Consider the following 19003-nt stretch of genomic DNA (forward strand, 5'->3'; position numbering starts at 1 on the left):
CTTATCCAGGGACTTCACTTACTGACCGAACATATCCTTAATCCATCCGGCAACGCCCTTACCATCACTGTCCTGCTGCACCTGCTGCTGTTGCTGTTGTTGCTGCAGCTGCTGTTGTTGCTGCTGCTGTTGCTGTTGGCAGAGTGTTGTCGGGTCAGCCGCCCAGACGGGCAGAGAACGCCAGGTCGCACTACCAGACCCACAAACAAAGTTACCGGCCGAATCGATGTTCATGGTAGTCACATCTTCCGGAGGCGTCAGATCCAACGGCGTCGGTGGCTGGTTAGCCAGATAACGACGGTACAGTTGTAATGCCCCGCTCGACCCCCACAGTTTTGTCGTTTGGTTATTATCACGCCCAACCCAGGTCACGGTAACTTCCTTACCGTCAATCCCTGTAAACCAGCTGTCCACCAGATTATTAGTGGTTCCGGTTTTACCAGCCAGATGCATGGTCGGATACTGAGCACCTAATGCATGCGCAGTTCCCCGGTTAACAACCTGTTGCATTGCATACAGTGTCAGATAAGCCGCTTCCGGGGGTTCAACCTGCTGTGCCTGAGGGTAGCTCTGGTACAGTACTTTACCATCTTCGGAAATAACAGAGCGGACTGCCGACAGTGTCGCGCGGTTACCACCGCTGGCAATGGTCTGGAATGCCTGAGCGACCTGCACCGGTGTCAGGTTCAGCGCCCCGAGCAGCATTGCAGGTACGGCAGTCAGCTGATCTTTACCGACACCTAATTTAGTCCATGTATCCACCACATTCTGCAGCCCCAGTGACATCCCGAGATTGACTGTCGGAACGTTCATCGAATGAGTTAATGCATCCACCAGCAGTACCTTGCCGCTGAATTTATGATCATCATTCTCCGGGCTCCAGATCTGACCATTCGGCTGTTTCAGCGATAGTGGCTGGTCGGCAATCCAGCTATTCAGCCGGTAAGTCTGGGGCTGAGCCAGCGCCGTCAGATAGGTTGCCGGCTTAGCCAGAGAACCGATGGAGCGGCGCGCCTGCATTGCGCGGTTGTATCCGGCAAACTGAGGTTCAGCACCACCGACCATCGCACGGACCTCCCCGCTGAAGCGGTCCACCACCACCATCGCTGTTTCTAGATCTTTTAAGCCGTGTTGTTTTTTCAGCTGCGGAATACCCTCAGTCACCGCTTTTTCGGCGGCATCCTGAGATATGGGGTCCAGTGTCGTGAATATTTTCACACCTGACAGGTCCTGAACTTTATCCCCCAGTTTATCCTGCAACTCATTACGGACCATCTGCATAAAGGCTGGCTGAGGAGAGATCACCCCGCCTTTTGGCTGCACACCCAAAGGTCGGGCAGACAGCATGTTGTACATATCTTCATCGATATATTTTTGCTGTTGCAGCAAGCGCAGGACCACATTACGCCGTTCAAGGGCTAATTTCGGGTTACGCCATGGGTTATACAGTGAGGCACCTTTCACCATCCCTACCAGTAACGCCTGCTGGTCAACACTCAGTTCATCTACCGGCCGGCCAAAGTAATACAAACTGGCCAGCGGGAATCCACGAATCTGATCATTGCCAGCCTGCCCTAAATACACCTCATTCAGATACAGTTCCAGAATGCGATCCTTGCTGTAATGCGCATCCATGATGATTGCCATGTAAGCTTCACGGATCTTGCGCCACAAGGTACGTTTGTTAGTCAGGAACAGGTTTTTCACCAACTGTTGTGTCAGGGTACTGCCCCCTTGTACCGCTCTGCCGGCAGTAATGTTGGCGACAAACGCACGGCCGATGGAATACAAGCTGATCCCGTCATGCTCATAAAAATGGCGGTCCTCGGTCGCTACCAGCGTATCGACCAGCGAATTCGGAAAACCGGAACGCGGGACAAATAACCGCTGTTCACCATTCGGTGACTGCAACATGGTGATCAACCGGGGATCGAGCCGGAAATAGCCAAAATCACGTCCGGTATCCTGATTTTTAATCTCGGATAACTCTCCATGACTGAACGTCATCTGAGCATGAATCTGACCTTCTTTTCCGTCCGGGAAATCAAACGGCCGGCGTAGCAAATCGATGGTATTACCTTTAACCGTAAATTCACCTGGCCGGGTGATTTTGGTCACCAGGCGATACTGAGTACCTTCCAGCAGATCCACCATCCCTTTGCGGTCGAAAGGCATTCCTGGTTCCAGGCTCACTACCCGGCCATAAACTGCCGCCGGAAGTTGCCAGACTTTACCATCCACCCGGTGACGGATTTCAGAGTCGAGATAGACGCCCCAGGCGGCCACCACTACAGCCGCTACCAGAAACAGTTTGATAAACAGCCCAAGCCAGCGGCGTTTCTTTACCGGGGGTTTCTTTTTTCCTTTACGTGGCAATGACTGCTCCTCAGCGTACTCGTTGATATCCTGATCATCGTAATGACTATTTTTATTACGCTTCGCAGGTTTGCGGGCTTTTTCCGTTTGACGAGGCGTTTTCCCTTTCCGCCCGATCGGTTCGCGATCGTTCCCAGACATGAATTTTATTCTCCAGGCATAGCCTCAGCATGCGCGTTACTTTAATCCCGTTTCGGCGTAATTACATGCCGGAACCCTCTGAAAGCGAGGGCACTTCACAATTGTCCCGGGGAAAACTTTTTACTCCGGCGGGTAGGAAGTGCAGTGGCGGGTGAATCCGGCCATGGGTGCTTTGGATAACGGCCTTTCATTTCCTTTTGCACTTCGCGATAAGCCCCCTGCCAGAACCCGGCTAAATCCCGGGTGACTTGTAACGGACGCATTGCCGGTGATAATAATTCCAGCAGCAGAGGGATTCTTCCCCCTGCGATCACTGGCGTATGAGCTTCACCAAACATCTCCTGCATACGTACTGCAAGAACCGGTGGCTGTTCGGTGTCATAACGGATCAGTATACGACTGCCCGTTGGCACAGTGTAATGAGTTGGAAGCTCACTATCCAGTCGCTGGCGTTGTGACCATGTGATTAAATGTAATAAAGCTGCCGAAATATTAATAGAGTTAAAAGTTCGGGCATCAGTTACCGCCACCATTTCCGGCAGTAACCACTGTTCAAGAGTTTCCAGCAATGCCTGATCGGTCACAGACGGCCAGTTCTCCTCCGCCAGCCATTGACCGGCGCAGCTTAGCCTGGCCCTGAGCTGTAAAGCCGGCGGAGTCCAGGGCAACACGGACAGGCCCTTGCTTCTGATCCAGCGTAACATCGCCTGATGCAGCACCGGGGCTTCCGGGCGGCTCCCCGGCCGTGATGTCAGGATCAGCGCACCAATAGCCTGCTGCCGCCGCACCCGCAGGATACCTTTCTCTTCATCCCATTCAACATCATCCCGTTCTTCAATCAGATCAGGGCACTGCCGTGTAAGCTCAGCTATATCCACCGGCATTGCCAGCCGAATCCGGGCTTCGGTCTGCTGCGGGCCAAACGAAAGTCTCAGCACCAGTAACCATTCATAACGGGCCAGAGGATCCCCGGCGGCTACCGATGCCCCGGTGCCTTTTGCCATCAGATATCGTCCGCTCTGCTCACGTTGACGTGCCAACTGGTCGCTAAACCCGGCCATTAGCAACTCCGGCAGCAACGCATCGTCAACCCGCCCACCCTCAATACCTGAGCGTTGTTGTAAGGACCGTGCGCGTGTTACCCACTGAGCCTGCGGGTGTAAAAATAGAGATAACAGATCACTGCTGCTGTTGCGTGGCGGGTCTTCGAGAATAGCCACCAGCAAACACGCGGTCGCCATGGCTGAAGCAGACTGATGGGCGGCACAGAGAATAGCGGCCAGCCTCGGCTCGGTACCCGCAGTTGCCATTTTTCTTCCGAGAGAGGTCAGTTGGTTGCGCTGGTCCACAGCACCAAGTTGCTGCAGCTGACGCAATGCCGAAGCCTGACGGCTGGCTGGCGGCAGGTCCAGCCATTGCAGTTGCGACAGTTCACGACACCCCCAATAAAGCACATCAAGCATCAGCGCACTTAAATCGCTATTCAGGATCTCCGCCTCACTCACCGCGGCTGCGCGGTCTGCCTGTTCCTGACTCAGTAAATGCCAGCAGATTCCTGGCTCCAGACGACCGGCACGTCCTGCCCGTTGAACCATGGATGCCTGACTGATACGTTGGTTTTGTAACAAACTCAACCCGCTCTTATTGTCATAGCGCACTGCCCGTTCCAGACCGCTGTCAACGACCAGGCGAATCCCGTCAATCGTCAGGCTGGTTTCGGCAATATTGGTCGCAAGGACGACTTTACGTCTGCCAGGTAAAGACGGACTGATAGCCTGCTGCTGGTCACTCAGGCTCATTGCACCATATAAAGGAAAAACATCAGTATCACTACTGAGTCGTACGGTCAGTTGTTGTTTAACCGCCTGAATTTCACGCTCCCCGGGTAAAAATATCAGCATAGACCCCGGATGTTCCTTTAAAAGTTGTGCCGCTTCCCGCGCGACAGCATCCGGAAATGGCAATCGGGCAGACAGGGAAATATAGCGACGTTCGACCGGGTAACTGCGGCCTTCTGAGATAATGACCGGTGCCTGTGGCAATAATGCCGATAATCGCTGGTAATCCAGGGTCGCAGACATGAGCAATACTTTCAGGTCATCACGCAGACTCTGCTGAACATCCAGTAACAACGCCAGCGCAATATCTGCCTGTAAACTGCGTTCATGAAATTCATCCAGAATCACCAGACTAACGCCGGTCAGCTCCGGGTCTTGTTGCAGCATGCGGGTGAGAAGGCCTTCGGTAACCACTTCCAGTCGGGTTTCCGGCCCGCTACGGCTTTCGCCACGCATCCGGTATCCCACGGTCTTACCTACCGGCTCATTCAATGTTTCTGCCAGCCGTGTGGCGACATTGCGTGCCGCCAGACGGCGCGGTTCCAGCAACAAAATCCGCCCACGGGACGGCATCTGCGCAAGCAGTTGCAAGGGCAACCAGGTCGACTTTCCGGCGCCGGGTGGGGCTATCAATAATACCCGGGCGGCATTTCTCAGTGCAGCGGACAGTTCATCCAGCACGTCACTGACAGGTAATGGCAGCAAATAAAACTCCCTGCAAGCTGTGTTAATATAATGGCCATAATAACACCCTACCGCGGGTTCCTCACTCCTGAGCGCTGCATATATCATCCCCCCGCGCCAGGAGTGACAGGCGAAGATGACTATCAGGAGACTGAAATGCCAGGGCAACACTACTTTTTTGCCATTCAACTTCCCAAAGAGTTGCAAAAATCCTTGGTGCACTGGAGATCTGAAAATTTTCCGGCCGATTCCGGCCGGCCTGTACCCGCCGCGGCAATGATGATGACTCTGGCCTGGCTTGGAGAAATCAGCGACAGTACCTGTCAGCGCCTACTACAACAGGCATCCAGAATTCAGCAACCAGAGTTTCTGCTGACACTAAATGATGCCGGCCACTGGCCGAAGTCCGGTTCCGTGTGGCTGGGATGCCGGCCAGCCCCCTCCGGAGTGTTAAAGCTGGGCGCGCTGTTACGTTCCCAGGCTGCACGCCTGGGCTGTTCACAACCGGACGGAAATTATCATCCGCACGTCAGAATTCTGCATCATGCATTTAACCGGATACCGGTTCCTCCTGCGGGGTTCCGCTGGCAGTTCCCGGTCACCCGGTTTTCATTAATGAGTAGCGGTTTATCCGGCAGAAGAAATACCCACCGTTGCGTAGCCACATTCCCGCTGCAGCCCCCCCTACAACCGTGAAGAGATTTTCATATGCAGTTTAATCCGCCTTTGCAGGCCGCCACCTTACTCAAACGCTACAAACGGTTTCTGGCCGATGTCATCACTCCACAGGGAGAACTTTTCACACTGCATTGTGCCAATACCGGCGCGATGACGGGATGTGCAATACCGGGAGATACTGTCTGGTACTCCACGTCAGATAACCCAAAACGTAAATATGCTCACAGCTGGGAACTGACTGAAACGGTCGCCGGTGACATGATTTGCGTAAATACCCTTCGGGCCAATACGCTGTTTCGTGAAGCATTTGATCGTCAGCGCATCCCTGAACTTGCCGGATACCGGCAAAGCCAAAGTGAAGTTCGTTATGGTTCGGAAAACAGCCGGGTTGATTTTTTACTGCAACAACCAGGCCTGAAAGACTGTTATGTTGAAGTCAAATCGGTCACCTTACTCGAAAATGGCCATGGCTATTTTCCGGATGCGGTTACTCTGCGGGGACAAAAACATCTTCGGGAGTTAATGTCTATCGTCGCTGCAGGCCATCGTGCGATTCTTTTTTTCGCGGTGCTACATAGCGGGATTGATAACGTCAGTGCCGCCCGCCATATCGATCCACGCTACGCAGCACTTCTTGATCAAGCAATACTGGCCGGAGTGGAAATTATGGTCTATAAAGCTTCGCTCACACCTGCCGATGCTAAAATAGAATTTTCTGTTGGTTTCGACCAATAAATGGCTGCAACGGCGTGTATTGAAAAGATAATTCGGCATTTAAGCGTCAATTTTATTGACAAGTGGGCAACAACATACAATATCAGTAATTGCCAACAGAGATAGCTTCTGCTATTTATAGCGGCCTGTTTTTTTCCCTCACCGGGAATCGATAGTGCGTGTTATCCAGGAGAAACAGCATGCAAGAAGGGCAAAACCGTAAAACATCGTCCCTGAGTATCCTCGCCATCGCTGGGGTGGAGCCGTATCAAGGGAAACCGGGCGAAGAGTATATGAACGAAGCCCAGCTGACACACTTCAGAAAAATTCTTGAAGCCTGGCGTAATCAACTCAGGGATGAAGTCGACCGTACTGTCTCACATATGCAGGACGAAGCGGCAAACTTCCCGGACCCGGTTGACCGGGCTGCCCAGGAGGAAGAGTTCAGTCTGGAACTGCGTAACCGTGATCGTGAGCGTAAGCTGATTAAAAAGATCGAAAAAACTTTGAAGAAAGTTGAGGATGATGATTTTGGCTACTGCGAATCCTGCGGTGTTGAAATCGGTATCCGTCGTCTGGAAGCCCGTCCTACTGCCGATTTATGTATCGACTGTAAGACGCTGGCAGAGATCCGTGAAAAGCAAATGGCTGGCTGATTTCAGCCTGCCAGCAAGCTAACGTACAACAGAGCCGTACCGGCTCTGTTGTGCCTGTATGATTGCTTATGACGCCTGATAATGGTTGTACCGGGCGCTTTGCCCCTTCTCCTTCCGGAGCATTACACTTCGGATCTTTAATTGCTGCTCTCGGCAGCTACCTGAATGCCAGGGCTCAACAGGGTCGCTGGTGGGTACGCATCGAAGATATTGACCCCCCCAGAGAACTTCCCGGCGCTGCAGACACTATCCTGCGCCAGCTGGAACATTATGGCTTACACTGGGATGGTGATGTTCTTTGGCAATCACAACGCAGCGAGGCCTACCGGGAGGTTATCGGGCAACTGATTACCAGCCATCAGAGCTATTTCTGTCGTTGTACCCGTAACCGAATCCGTGAGACGGGGGGAATTTACGATGGGCATTGTCGCGGGTTGAATCTTGGTTCAGAGGATGCCGCATTGCGGATTTGCCAGGCTTCTCCTGTACTCTCTTTCGAAGATCAATTACGTGGCAGGTTAACAGCCGACCATGCAATGGCAGCCGAAGATTTTATTATCCATCGACGTGACGGCCTGTTTGCCTACAATCTGGCGGTAGTCGTGGACGACCATTTTCAGGGAGTCACTGAAATTGTCCGCGGTGCTGACTTAATTGCCCCTACCGTGCGGCAGATTTCCCTGTATCAGCAACTGGGCTGGGCTGTACCAGCCTATATGCATTTACCGCTGGCTATCAATCCTGACGGCAATAAATTATCGAAACAGAATCATGCGCCCCCCTTACCGGAAGGTGATCCGCGCCCCGTCCTGGTAAAAGCACTCCATTTTCTGGGTCAGACGGTAGACGATGAATGGCAGGATCTTTCCCGTGATGCATTATTGTTACAGGCTGTCTCCCGTTGGAAAGTCGCCGATATCCCATTAAATGACGCTTTAATCCCGGCAGAGCCACTTACAGCATTCTCAAACTGCTCACAACAGGCTATGATTAGCCGCTGATTTGAGCATTACTTATTTTATGTCACTGTCGAGGTGTACTATTTTTACCCGAGTAGCGAATTTTTGTCGGAAAGTTCTTCTTCGTGAAGAAGAAGTCCCTGCTGAGACAAAAGACCAAAATCTGATGACTATCATTCCGCGTGATAAGCATAATATTTCCCGAAAGGACATTAGCGAAAATGCGCTCAAAGTCTTGTATCGGCTAAATAAAGCAGGCTTTGAAGCTTATCTGGTTGGCGGCGGTGTCCGTGATCTTCTGCTGGGTAAAAAACCGAAAGATTTCGACATTACGACCAATGCAACCCCGGAGCAGATGCGTAAACTGTTCCGTAACTGCCGTCTGGTGGGAAGACGCTTCCGTCTGGCACATGTGATGTTTGGTCCGGAAGTCATCGAAGTGGCAACTTTCCGCGGTCATCATGCCAGCGAAGCCGAAAAGAATAATGAACACGACCGGAACCAGTCTCAGCTTGGTCAGAACGGGATGCTACTCCGCGATAATATCTTTGGCTCCATTGAAGATGATGCACAGCGCCGTGACCTGACCATTAACAGCCTCTACTACAGTGTGGCTGATTTTACTGTTCGTGACTATGTCGGAGGACTACAGGATCTGCAACAGGGGGTGATTCGCCTCATCGGTTCTCCGGAAACCCGCTATCGTGAAGATCCGGTGCGGATGCTGCGGGTAGTCCGGTTTGCCGCCAAGCTCAATATGAGCATTGACCCGGAAACTGCCGAACCCATCACACGTCTGGCAAGCCTGCTGACCGATATTCCGTCTGCGCGCTTATTTGAAGAGTCACTGAAATTACTTCAGGCCGGCAACGGCGAGCAAACCTACCAGTTATTGTTGCAGTACCAGCTGTTTCAGCCGTTGTTCCCCACCATTACACAGAATCTTACCCCACAGGGTGACAGTGCCATGGAACGGATGATTGTTCAGGTACTGAAGAATACTGATCGACGGATTAACAATGATATGCGTGTTAACCCGGCATTTCTGTTTGCCGCCATGCTGTGGTATCCGCAGTCTGAACGCGCGCAACAGATTGCCCAGGAAAGCGGGCTGCCATGGTACGAAGCTTTTGCTCTGGCAATGAATGACACACTGGATGAAGCCTGCCGTGCCATCGCTATCCCGAAACGCATTACCAGCCTGATTCGGGACATCTGGTCACTACAGCTACGCCTGCCGCGCCGCCATGGTAAACGGGCGTGGAAGCTGATGGAACACCCGAAATTCCGTGCGGCCTATGACCTGCTGTTACTGCGCGCTGAAGTAGAAAAAAATAGTGAACTTGAGCGTCTGGGACAATGGTGGGGAGAGTTTCAGTCAGCACCTCCGGTACGTCAGTCGGCGATGATCAATAGTCTGGGGAGCGATCCGCATCAGCGTCGTCGTCCTAACCGGTCGCGTCGCCGTCAGCCGGCACCACGGAATAACTGAGGATGACTCTGGCTTATATTGCCCTGGGCAGTAATCTGGCAGATCCTATGCAACAAGTGCATGCAGCTTTGCAGGCGCTGGATGCGATCCCGCATAGCCGGCGGGTCGCTACCTCCTCGTTTTACCGCACCCCGCCCTATGGCCCACCGGACCAGCCTGACTACCTTAATGCTGTCATTGCGCTGGAAACGTCACTGACTGCCGTACAGTTACTGGAACATACCCAGCGTATTGAACTGGAGCAGGGTCGTGAACGTAAAGATGAACGCTGGGGGCCCCGTACGCTGGACCTGGATATTATGTTATTTGGTGATCTGGAAATAACGACACCGCATCTGACCGTTCCGCACTACGATATGCACAACCGTGCTTTTATGCTGCTGCCGCTTAACGAGATAGCCCCTGACTGTCAGTACCCAGATGGGCGTAGTATTGCGTCACTGCTTTCCGCACTGGATAGCTCCGACATTAGCCTGTGGCAGACCCATTGACCGCCCGAAAGCTGCCCTGACAGGTCATTCACCCTGGTTGATTATTCCTGTAAACTCCCCGCAAGAAAAAATAATGACAAGAGGTCATAATGAAATCAGTCACGATTAATGATCTTCGCAAATGGAAATTGTCAGGCGAGAAATTTGCCGCACTGACGGCTTACGATTACAGCTTTGCTCACCTGTTCTCTGGCGAAGGCATACCGGTGCTGTTAGTGGGCGACTCGCTGGGCATGACCATCCAGGGTCATGACTCAACGTTGCCGGTCACGGTTGAACAGGTAGCTTACCATACCGCCGCGGTGCGCAAGGGCGCCGGGCACGCTCTGTTACTGGCGGACCTGCCATTTATGAGCTATTCGTCGCCTGTACAGGCGTATGAAAACGCTGCACAACTGATGCGGGCCGGTGCAAATATGATCAAACTGGAAGGTGGTGCCTGGTTGGCTGAAACCGTTCGCGGACTGACTGAACGAGCGGTGCCGGTGTGTGGTCATCTGGGTCTGACTCCTCAGTCAGTGAATGTGTTTGGGGGTTACAAAGTCCAGGGTCGTGACAGTGAGGCAGCTGAAGTATTACTGAATGATGCCCTGACACTGGAACGAGCAGGAGCACAACTCATGGTTCTGGAATGTGTGCCCCACTCGCTGGCCGCACGGATTACCACCGCATTATCCATCCCTGTGATCGGAATAGGTGCCGGTAATCAGACCGACGGGCAAATTTTGGTCATGCATGATGCTCTGGGGATCACCGACGGACACCTGCCAAAATTTAGTAAAAACTTTCTGGCAGAAACGGGCAATATCCGTGACGCAATAAGTCTCTATATTCGCCAGGTTGCGGAAGGCAGTTACCCGTCAGCAGAACACAGTTATCAGTAGGGCAGGAGAAAGAATCGTGAAAGTAATTGAAACGCCGGCAGAGTTGCACGAAGAAATTCGCCGCCTGCGACAGCAGGGTAAGCGCATTGCGCTGGTCCCTACGATGGGAAATTTGCATGACGGTCATATGACATTGATGGATACGGCGAAAGCCGCTGCGGATATTGTCGTGGCCTCAATTTTTGTGAATCCGATGCAATTTGACCGTGCTGAGGATTTGTCCCGTTATCCACGGACCTTTGCCGAAGACTGTGAAAAATTACAGCAACACCAGGTCGATATTTTATTCGCACCTTCTGCAGAAGTGATCTTTCCCGGAGGCACCAGCGTCCAGACATTTGTTGAAGTCCCTGAGCTCTCTTATCTGCTGGAGGGTGCCAGCCGGCCTGGGCATTTTCGTGGCGTCTCCACCATTGTCAGCAAGCTGTTTAATATGGTGCAGCCGGATATTGCCTGCTTTGGTGAAAAAGATTTTCAGCAACTGCAACTGATTCGTAAAATGGTGGCCGATCTTGGGTATAACATCCGGATTATCGGCGTACCTACCGTGAGGGCGCCGGATCATCTGGCACTCAGTTCACGCAATGGCTACCTGACCGCAGAGCAGCGCGAAAATGCCCCACGACTTAGCCAGATTATGAATGAGATGGCATGTCGGCTCACCAGTGCTCAGGCTGATACGGCAGCCATTATCCATGATGCTGAGCAGCAGTTACGCGATAACGGATTTACGCCTGACGGGATTGCGATCTGTGACAGTCAGACGCTGCATCCTCTGACTGCCGACAGCAACAGTGCCGTAATTCTGATGGCTGCCTGGCTGGGTAAGGCCAGGCTTATCGATAATCAACAGGTCAGTTTTTCGGAAGTCCCGGCCAGATAAATTTACGGGAGAGAGTGTTATGTTACGTACCATGCTACAGGGCAAACTACACCGCGTCAGTGTGACTCTGGCCGATCTTAACTATGAGGGGTCCTGTGCGATAGATCAGGACTTTATGAAAGCCGCCGGTATTCTCGAATATGAAGCCATAGATATTTATAACGTGAATAACGGTCAACGCTTTTCAACCTACGCCATCGCTGCGGAACCTGGTTCACGCATTATCTCGGTAAACGGAGCAGCAGCCCGCTGTGCCTGTGTCGGTGATTTGCTGATTATTTGCAGCTATGTGCAGGTTACAGATGAACAAGCCCAACAGTGGCAGCCTAAAGTCGCTTATTTTGGCGAAGGCAACGAAATGCAGCGGGTAGCGAAAGCCGTTCCGGTGCAGATGGCCTGAATGGCAATCCGGCCCCACAGGGGCCGGATTAATTCTGCTGAATCAGCTGCGTAAACCTCTGCCGCGCTGAATTAATGTCCAGACCAGCGCGTAAAACACCGCGATAAACACCAGCAAAATCAAAATGGTGAGTCCTACCGGAACATCATTAATCCCTAAAAATCCGTACCGGAAGCCACTGATCATATAAACGATCGGATTCAGTTTAGACACAATCTGCCAGACCGGCGGTAATAATGACAGTGAGTAGAATACCCCACCCAGGTAAGTCAGTGGTGTCAGCACAAAGGTCGGAATCAGACTGATATCATCAAAACTGCGGGCAAACACCGCATTCAGTAGCCCTGCCAGTGAAAACAATACCGAGGTCAGTACAATCGTCAGTGCCACCATTGGCCAAAAATAGACATGGAAAGGTACAAAGAACAGTGATATCGCCGTGACCAGCACGCCCACACAGATTCCCCGTGCTACTCCTCCTCCTACATAGCCAGCAATAATGATATGGGTGGGTACCGGTGCAACCAGCAACTCTTCTATGTTCCGCTGAAATTTGGCACTGAAAAATGAAGAAGCCACGTTCGCGTAGGAGTTGGTGATAACCGACATCATAATCAGACCAGGTACAATAAATTGCATATAGGTGAAACCATGCATATCCCCGATCCGTGAACCAATCAGATTACCAAAGATAATAAAATACAGTGTCATGGTAATGACTGGCGGCACCAGCGTCTGAATCCAGATCCGCATAAAACGGTGGGTTTCTTTTGCCCAGATGCTTTTCAGCGCTACCCAATACAAATGCGCCATTATTTTTCCTCCGCAGTGCCGTTGACCAGGCTGACGAACAGTTCTTCCAGGCGGTTCGCTTTATTACGCATACTCAGCACCGAAATGCCCTGTGCTGAAAGTTGACTAAACACACTGTTCAGCCCCTGCTCGCGCAGCACTTCAACTTCCAGGGTCGAGGTATCTACCAGTTTAAAATTAAAACCATCCAGCTTTGGTAACGGGCTGTGTGGTGCCAAATCCAGGATAAAAGTTTCCGATTTAAGTTTACCCAACAGGTTTTTCATTGAGGTATTTTCGACAAGCTCTCCCCGCTGAATAATCCCAATATTTCGGCAAAGCATTTCGGCCTCTTCCAGGTAATGGGTCGTCAGGATAATCGTGGTACCATGAATATTCAGTTCCTTGAGGAAGACCCACATAGAACGCCGCAATTCGATGTCCACGCCGGCGGTGGGCTCATCAAGAATTAACAGCTTAGGTTCGTGCATCAGTGCGCGGGCAATCATTAAACGGCGCTTCATTCCGCCAGAAAGCATTCTGGCTCGTTCATCTCGTTTTTCCCATAGATCAAGCTGACGCAGGTACTTTTCAGCCCGAATTAGTGCTTCCTTACGTTCAACGCCGTAGTATCCGGCCTGGCTGACGACAATCTGTAATACAGTTTCGAACGGGTTAAAATTAAACTCTTGCGGGACCAGCCCCAGCTGACGTTTTGCATTAACCTTGTCAGTATCAAGATCATGACCGAACACTTTTACCTGTCCGGAAGATTTATTGACCAGTGAACTGATGATCCCGATGGTCGTCGATTTACCGGCACCGTTAGGTCCCAGCAGCGCATAAAAATCTCCCGCCTCTACCTTTAAGTCGAGCCCTTTCAGAGCTCTGACGCTGTCCCCGTAGGTTTTGGTCAGCCCGGAAATTTCCAGTGCATAAGTCATACCTGCTCCATACCCGTCGTGATGACGTATTTAACATGAATAATGGTGTCGTGATTGCGCCGACGTGTTCCGGCCATCAGAGCATTAAAATACTGTGTATAGCCGCGCCCCGCTCACCGTGAATCACGTGCTCAGACGCAACACAAGCAGGGCATACTGCTGAAGATGAGCACTCAGTCGAAACGAGGCTGAACTTAATATTATGGGGATTTAACACCAGGGTGGCAGCAGTGTGACAGGGTTCGTCAGCCTCAGCAGCAAACCTCCGCTTAATGTCCCGGAGGTGGTTATTATTACCTGCCAGACCGCAATCAACCGGGTAGCCGGTGAAAAATCGCGCTCAGTATAATTCAGACCGGCAGACCCGGCCTGAAAGATTGTGCTATTTTACCGACCCTTTCAGGGTTCCAGAATCACTACGTTCCCGACATATGGCAGGTGCCGGTAACGTTGAGCGTAATCAATACCATACCCTACAACGAATTCATCCGGGATAGTAAAACCTACATATTCAACATCAACATGAACTTCCCGACGGTCCGGCTTATCCAGCAGAGTACAAATCGCCAGTGATTTTGGCTCACGTAAACTCAAAATCTCGCGAACCTTACTCAGGGTATTCCCTGAATCAATAATATCCTCAACGATCAACACGTCTTTGCCACGGATATCTTCATCCAGATCTTTCATGATCTTCACATCACGGGTGCTCGACATACCGCTGCCATAGCTTGAGGCAGTCATAAAATCGACTTCGTGAGATACCTCTATGGCTCTGCACAAATCCGCCATAAACATAAATGATCCACGCAACAGTCCGACCAGCACGATATCATTACCGCGGTCACGGTAATCGGCGGAAATTTGCTGTCCAAGCGCTGCAATACGCTGTTTAATTTCCTGTTCGGAAATCATCACTTCTACACGGTGTTTCATAATATATCTCACTGATTTTACTCAGCTAAACCTCATCTTTGCCGGGATAAATACATTGATGATCCGCAGATCATGGCGCGAATTATCGCACAGAAAAGGGCCCCCACGATAGACCAGCCACCGATTAACCCGGCAATTCTGACGGCCCCGGTCAGCTGCCGCTTACCGTAAAGCCAAGCATCATCCCGGTATCTTCATGTTCCAGCAGATGGCAATGCGCCATATATGCGGTCTCTTTTGAAGCGGTATGAGGGAAGTTGACCAGTACTTCGCTGACACCACCTTCCACTCTGACCATATCTTTCCAGCCACTACGATGTGCCGCAACCGGCTGGCCATTCTCAGACAGAATACGGAACTGTGTACCGTGAATATGGAACGGGTGCAGCATCATGTCGCCCTCGCCGCTGATCCGCCAGACCTCAGACGTTTGTACCGGCACATCAAATGAAGGCTGATGCATATCAAATGCTTTACCATTAATCTTATTTCCCTGATGGAAATCATAACTTCCGGCCTGATTATTGGTTGCCATACTCATCGAATGCATCGGATGGTCGGAAGACCCGGACATACCCGACATGTTATCGCCGGACGGCATCTGCATATCCTGCATGCTATGCGCCGGCTCCTTCGAATCAGGCTGATGCATGCCTGCCATCGCCTTGTGACCATAACGTTTCATCAGCGCCGCCATTCCCTGCTGATCCAACTGTTTATCCATTGATAGCGTCAGAGTTCTGTGATGTAGCTGTTTTAGTGAGTCTGTTGCCGGGAGAGCTGGCATGGTCGTTAACTGGTCCGGCAGAATACTGCTGCCGGCGACACGCAGCGGTAGAATATTAATCAATGGTAGCGGCTGTTCGAACGGTGACAGAGTCATGCCAGCCTGTTCAACCGGCAGAGTGACAAAATCAAAAGGCTGACCATCCGAGGTATCTGCCATCACTTCGAAACGTTCACCAGGAATAAGCGTCAAGGATTCAACTTTTACCGGCTCAGGTAACAACCCACCGTCACTGGCTATAATATACAAGGGCCGCCTGTCACTGGTACTCACGTTCAGACTGCGGGCATTACAGCCATTGAGCATACGAAAACGCACCCATCCATGTGGTACTGCATGCTGAGGATAACTGACACCGTTGGTCAGCATCATATCACCAAACCAGCCCACCGCGGCCCGCATAATATCCAGTTGATAATCAATCGCCGTTCCATCGCTGGTCAGTTGCTTATCCTGAAATATCAGAGGAATATCATCAACTCCCCACTCCGTCGGTAAACGCATTTTACCAATTTCATCATCATCAATGATAATCAGACCAGCCAGCCCTTTTGCGACCTGGAATCCGGTATGACCGTGTAAATGGGGGTGGTACCAGCAGGTCGCGGCGTTCTGATCCGGCGTAAATGTCACCTGACGGCGACTGCCGGCGGCAATTATCTCCAGCGGCCCGCCATCCACCTCCCCTCCAACTTTTAGCCCATGCCAGTGAAGCGTCGTGGCGGTCGGTAAGGTATTATTAATATTTACCGTGACTGGCTGATGACGTTGCAGGCGGATAGCCGGACCGAGCAGGCTACCGTTATACCCCCATGTTGCAACATTTTTCCCTTGCCACTGAGTGGTTCCCGTCATTGCTGTCAGCCTGATTTGCTGGCGAATATCCGGCGTCAGTAGCGTCGGAATGGGGAGTAAGGGCCGCTGAGCCGCCATCAGTGTACGACTCCAGACAGGCAATACTCCGGCAGCCGTTAATGCGGTAGTAAGTTTAAGAAAATCGCGACGCTGCATATCCATGGGCCCTTAGACAAAAATATGATTTGTTAAGCTTAAACCCTTCCCTCACAGGAAGGTCAAGTAACTGTTCCCGGTCAAGAGGTCAAAACTATCGTCATCCTGACAATTTCTATGATAACGTTCATCACATTACAGTGATCAGAGAACGCCCATGACCAAAATGTTCAGGTTCCTGCTGCTATCCGTGTTACTGGGAGCATCCGGCACAAGTTTCGCACTCGACGAATCACAGGCAGAAGATATGGCCGATTTAACAGCGGTATTTATCTATCTTAAAAATGACTGTGGCTATCAGGATATTCCTGATGCACAAATCCGTAATGCACTGGTGTTCTTCGCCCGCCAGAACCACTGGGATCTGAGCAATTATGATTTGATGAACATGCAGCAACGTGGCGAATCAAGTTATCAGGATCTGAGTGGCATTGCCGTTCCTGAAGCAAAAAAATGCCATTCTCTTGCCGAAAAATCTCTGAGCTTACTGGCCTATGTGAATAAGTAACCCCCTCTTTCCTTGTCAGCCGTGCATCCCCTCATTAACTTCGCTATCATAGCCTGCTTATTTTCATCGCAATGCAGCGAAGGGGGGGTCATAACATGTCTCAGAATGAGAAATGGCATGAAACACTTCATGACGGATTCGGGCAATATTTTACTGTCGATAAAGAGTTATATCGGGATAAGACTGAACACCAGGATCTGGTCATTTTTGAAAACAGCGCTTTTGGCCGGGTAATGGCCCTTGACGGCGTGGTTCAGACTACCGAGCGGGACGAATTCATCTATCATGAGATGCTCACTCATGTACCGTTGTTTGCCCACGGTGATGCCAGAAGCGTACTGATTATCGGGGGGGGTGACGGTGGCATGCTACGGGAAGTGGCGCGTCATCCGGGCGTTGAGAAAATAACCATGGTAGAAATCGACGCTGGAGTCGTTAACTTCTGCCGTCAGTATCTGCCATCACACAGCAACGGGGCCTATGATGATCCCCGCTTTACGCTGGTGATCGATGATGGCGTGAATTTTGTCAGTCAGACCGAACAGAAGTTTGATGTGATCATCTCTGACTGTACCGACCCTATCGGGCCCGGGGAGAGTCTGTTCACTTCTGATTTTTATGCCGGCTGTCAGCGCTGCCTGAACGAAGACGGAATCTTTGTTGCACAGAACGGCGTCTGCTTCCTGCAACAGGATGAAGCGGTCAACAGCCATCGCCGGTTAAGCCCTTATTTTTCCGATGTAACCTTCTATCAGGCCGCAGTGCCGACTTATTACGGTGGCATCATGACTTTTGCCTGGGCCAGTAATAATGCACTGCTGCGTCAGCTGCCTGCAGACACACTAAAAGCACGTTGTCAGGAAACTGACATCCGCTGTCGTTATTATACCCCGGACATTCACCAGGCAAGTTTCGCCCTGCCACAATATCTGCTGGACGCTCTGAGCGCAGAATAATCCCTGAAATACCTGAGGAGGTGAACTAAATTGCAAAAGCTTAAACTACATGGCTTCAACAATCTGACCAAGAGCCTGAGTTTTTGTATCTACGATATTTGCTATGCGAATTCACAAGAAGAACGTGACGGTTATATTGCCTATATTGATGAACAATATAATGCTAACCGACTGACCGAGATACTTAGCGAAACCTGTTCAATTATCGGCGCGAATATCCTGAATATTGCCCGCCAGGACTATGAACCCCAGGGAGCCAGTGTCACTATCCTGGTCAGTGAAGAACCGGTCAATCCCGAAGATATCGATACCTCGGAACATCCTGGTCCGTTACCGGATGCTATTGTCGCTCACCTGGATAAAAGCCACATTTGCGTACATACCTATCCTGAAAGCCATCCCGAAGGTGGGCTCTGTACTTTCCGAGCCGATATCGAAGTGTCTACCTGTGGAGTAATATCGCCGCTGAAAGCGCTGAACTATCTGATCCATCAGCTGGAATCAGACATTGTGACCATTGACTATCGCGTGCGAGGTTTTACTCGAGATATCAATGGATTAAAGCACTTCATCGATCACGAAATTAACTCTATACAGAATTTCATGTCCAAAGATATCAAATCAATGTATGACATGATGGATGTGAATGTTTATCAGGAGAATATTTTTCACAGCAAAATGCTGCTAAAAGAATTTGACCTGAAGCATTACCTGTTTAATACCCGCCCGGAAGACCTGACGCCTCAGGAACATCAGCGCATCACTGATCTGCTGTGGAAGGAGATGCGGGAAATTTATTATGGCCGGAATATCCCTGCGGTCAGTAATAAATAATTCAGACGGACCGGCGCTTATGCCGGTCCACGAATGACC

The 19003-nt window shown here is 51.1% G+C and carries 18 protein-coding genes; 12 read left to right on the forward strand and 6 right to left on the reverse strand.

The window, feature by feature from the left end:
- Window positions 1-18: 18 nt before the first annotated feature.
- Both mrcB and hrpB read right to left on the reverse strand, forming a co-directional pair.
- Entirely contained in the window at window positions 19-2517 is a 2499-nt protein-coding gene (gene mrcB, locus B3Z23_RS15940; protein WP_294912143.1) for a bifunctional glycosyl transferase/transpeptidase, read from the reverse strand.
- A gap of 95 nt (window positions 2518-2612) precedes the next feature.
- Complete coding sequence (hrpB, locus tag B3Z23_RS15945; protein WP_294912144.1) at window positions 2613-5060, reverse strand: ATP-dependent helicase HrpB; 2448 nt, start codon at window positions 5058-5060, stop codon at window positions 2613-2615.
- Window positions 5061-5195: 135 nt separating this feature from the next.
- Between hrpB and thpR the strand changes: the two genes are divergently transcribed.
- From thpR to panD, 9 genes are all read left to right on the forward strand, one after another.
- Window positions 5196-5735, forward strand: coding sequence for an RNA 2',3'-cyclic phosphodiesterase (gene thpR / locus B3Z23_RS15950; protein ID WP_294912145.1), 540 nt, complete (start codon window positions 5196-5198; stop codon window positions 5733-5735).
- A 12-nt stretch (window positions 5736-5747) separates the two neighbouring features.
- Window positions 5748-6452 (forward strand): DNA/RNA nuclease SfsA, encoded by a 705-nt coding sequence (gene sfsA / locus B3Z23_RS15955; protein ID WP_294912146.1) that lies wholly within the window; start codon window positions 5748-5750, stop codon window positions 6450-6452.
- A 179-nt stretch (window positions 6453-6631) separates the two neighbouring features.
- Window positions 6632-7087, forward strand: a complete 456-nt coding sequence (gene dksA / locus B3Z23_RS15960) for an RNA polymerase-binding protein DksA (protein WP_038022990.1) — start codon at window positions 6632-6634, stop codon at window positions 7085-7087.
- A gap of 68 nt (window positions 7088-7155) precedes the next feature.
- Window positions 7156-8088: a tRNA glutamyl-Q(34) synthetase GluQRS gene (gluQRS, locus tag B3Z23_RS15965; protein WP_294912147.1), complete on the forward strand. Its 933-nt coding sequence runs from the start codon at window positions 7156-7158 to the stop codon at window positions 8086-8088.
- 40 nt (window positions 8089-8128) lie between these two features.
- Window positions 8129-9538 (forward strand): polynucleotide adenylyltransferase PcnB, encoded by a 1410-nt coding sequence (gene pcnB, locus B3Z23_RS15970; RefSeq protein ID WP_294912351.1) that lies wholly within the window; start codon window positions 8129-8131, stop codon window positions 9536-9538.
- 2 nt (window positions 9539-9540) lie between these two features.
- Complete coding sequence (folK, locus tag B3Z23_RS15975; protein ID WP_294912149.1) at window positions 9541-10029, forward strand: 2-amino-4-hydroxy-6-hydroxymethyldihydropteridine diphosphokinase; 489 nt, start codon at window positions 9541-9543, stop codon at window positions 10027-10029.
- Window positions 10030-10118: 89 nt separating this feature from the next.
- Window positions 10119-10913 carry a 3-methyl-2-oxobutanoate hydroxymethyltransferase gene (panB, locus tag B3Z23_RS15980; protein WP_294912150.1) on the forward strand — a complete coding sequence of 265 codons (795 nt, stop codon included), beginning with the start codon at window positions 10119-10121 and terminating at the stop codon, window positions 10911-10913.
- Between the two features lie 16 nt (window positions 10914-10929).
- On the forward strand, window positions 10930-11796 hold the full coding sequence (gene panC, locus B3Z23_RS15985; protein WP_294912151.1) for a pantoate--beta-alanine ligase: 867 nt from the start codon (window positions 10930-10932) through the stop codon (window positions 11794-11796).
- A gap of 19 nt (window positions 11797-11815) precedes the next feature.
- Entirely contained in the window at window positions 11816-12196 is a 381-nt protein-coding gene (panD, locus tag B3Z23_RS15990) for an aspartate 1-decarboxylase (protein WP_294912152.1), read from the forward strand.
- A gap of 42 nt (window positions 12197-12238) precedes the next feature.
- Here the strand turns inward: panD and B3Z23_RS15995 are convergent, their stop codons facing one another.
- The 4 genes from B3Z23_RS15995 to cueO form a co-directional block, all read right to left on the reverse strand.
- Complete coding sequence (locus B3Z23_RS15995) at window positions 12239-13009, reverse strand: ABC transporter permease (protein ID WP_294912153.1); 771 nt, start codon at window positions 13007-13009, stop codon at window positions 12239-12241.
- A complete protein-coding gene (locus B3Z23_RS16000; RefSeq protein ID WP_294912154.1) occupies window positions 13009-13932 on the reverse strand; it encodes an ABC transporter ATP-binding protein in 924 nt (307 codons plus the stop codon). The genes B3Z23_RS15995 and B3Z23_RS16000 overlap by 1 nt, the downstream gene beginning before the upstream one ends.
- 399 nt (window positions 13933-14331) lie before the next feature.
- On the reverse strand, window positions 14332-14868 hold the full coding sequence (gene hpt, locus B3Z23_RS16005) for a hypoxanthine phosphoribosyltransferase (RefSeq protein WP_294912155.1): 537 nt from the start codon (window positions 14866-14868) through the stop codon (window positions 14332-14334).
- Between the two features lie 151 nt (window positions 14869-15019).
- The gene (gene cueO, locus B3Z23_RS16010; protein WP_294912156.1) at window positions 15020-16666 is read right to left on the reverse strand and encodes a multicopper oxidase CueO; all 1647 of its coding nucleotides are present in this window, start codon (window positions 16664-16666) and stop codon (window positions 15020-15022) included.
- Between the two features lie 157 nt (window positions 16667-16823).
- On the opposite strand from cueO, the gene B3Z23_RS16015 reads away from it, so the two are divergent.
- The 3 genes from B3Z23_RS16015 to speD all read left to right on the forward strand — a co-directional run bounded on the left by B3Z23_RS16015 (window position 16824) and on the right by speD (window position 18964).
- Entirely contained in the window at window positions 16824-17174 is a 351-nt protein-coding gene (locus B3Z23_RS16015; protein ID WP_038023012.1) for a YacC family pilotin-like protein, read from the forward strand.
- Window positions 17175-17269: 95 nt separating this feature from the next.
- Window positions 17270-18130, forward strand: coding sequence for a polyamine aminopropyltransferase (gene speE, locus B3Z23_RS16020; protein ID WP_294912157.1), 861 nt, complete (start codon window positions 17270-17272; stop codon window positions 18128-18130).
- Between the two features lie 30 nt (window positions 18131-18160).
- Window positions 18161-18964, forward strand: a complete 804-nt coding sequence (speD, locus tag B3Z23_RS16025) for an adenosylmethionine decarboxylase (RefSeq protein ID WP_038023016.1) — start codon at window positions 18161-18163, stop codon at window positions 18962-18964.
- Window positions 18965-19003: the final 39 nt, after the last annotated feature.

The organism is Tatumella sp. UBA2305 (assembly GCF_002345795.1).
GTDB lineage: Bacteria > Pseudomonadota > Gammaproteobacteria > Enterobacterales > Enterobacteriaceae > Tatumella > Tatumella morbirosei.

Excerpts from the sequence above, each read along its gene's own strand:
- B3Z23_RS15995 (WP_294912153.1), bottom strand. The coding sequence starts at position 13,009 with ATGGCGCATTTGTATTGGGTAGCGCTGAAAAGCATCTGGGCAAAAGAA.
- folK (WP_294912149.1), top strand. The coding sequence starts at position 9,541 with ATGACTCTGGCTTATATTGCCCTGGGCAGTAATCTGGCAGATCCTATG.
- thpR (WP_294912145.1), top strand. The coding sequence starts at position 5,196 with ATGCCAGGGCAACACTACTTTTTTGCCATTCAACTTCCCAAAGAGTTG.
- B3Z23_RS16015 (WP_038023012.1), top strand. The coding sequence starts at position 16,824 with ATGACCAAAATGTTCAGGTTCCTGCTGCTATCCGTGTTACTGGGAGCA.
- mrcB (WP_294912143.1), bottom strand. The coding sequence starts at position 2,517 with ATGTCTGGGAACGATCGCGAACCGATCGGGCGGAAAGGGAAAACGCCT.
- dksA (WP_038022990.1), top strand. The coding sequence starts at position 6,632 with ATGCAAGAAGGGCAAAACCGTAAAACATCGTCCCTGAGTATCCTCGCC.
- panD (WP_294912152.1), top strand. The coding sequence starts at position 11,816 with ATGTTACGTACCATGCTACAGGGCAAACTACACCGCGTCAGTGTGACT.
- B3Z23_RS16000 (WP_294912154.1), bottom strand. The coding sequence starts at position 13,932 with ATGACTTATGCACTGGAAATTTCCGGGCTGACCAAAACCTACGGGGAC.
- speE (WP_294912157.1), top strand. The coding sequence starts at position 17,270 with ATGTCTCAGAATGAGAAATGGCATGAAACACTTCATGACGGATTCGGG.
- gluQRS (WP_294912147.1), top strand. The coding sequence starts at position 7,156 with ATGACGCCTGATAATGGTTGTACCGGGCGCTTTGCCCCTTCTCCTTCC.
- cueO (WP_294912156.1), bottom strand. The coding sequence starts at position 16,666 with ATGCAGCGTCGCGATTTTCTTAAACTTACTACCGCATTAACGGCTGCC.
- hpt (WP_294912155.1), bottom strand. The coding sequence starts at position 14,868 with ATGAAACACCGTGTAGAAGTGATGATTTCCGAACAGGAAATTAAACAG.
- sfsA (WP_294912146.1), top strand. The coding sequence starts at position 5,748 with ATGCAGTTTAATCCGCCTTTGCAGGCCGCCACCTTACTCAAACGCTAC.
- panB (WP_294912150.1), top strand. The coding sequence starts at position 10,119 with ATGAAATCAGTCACGATTAATGATCTTCGCAAATGGAAATTGTCAGGC.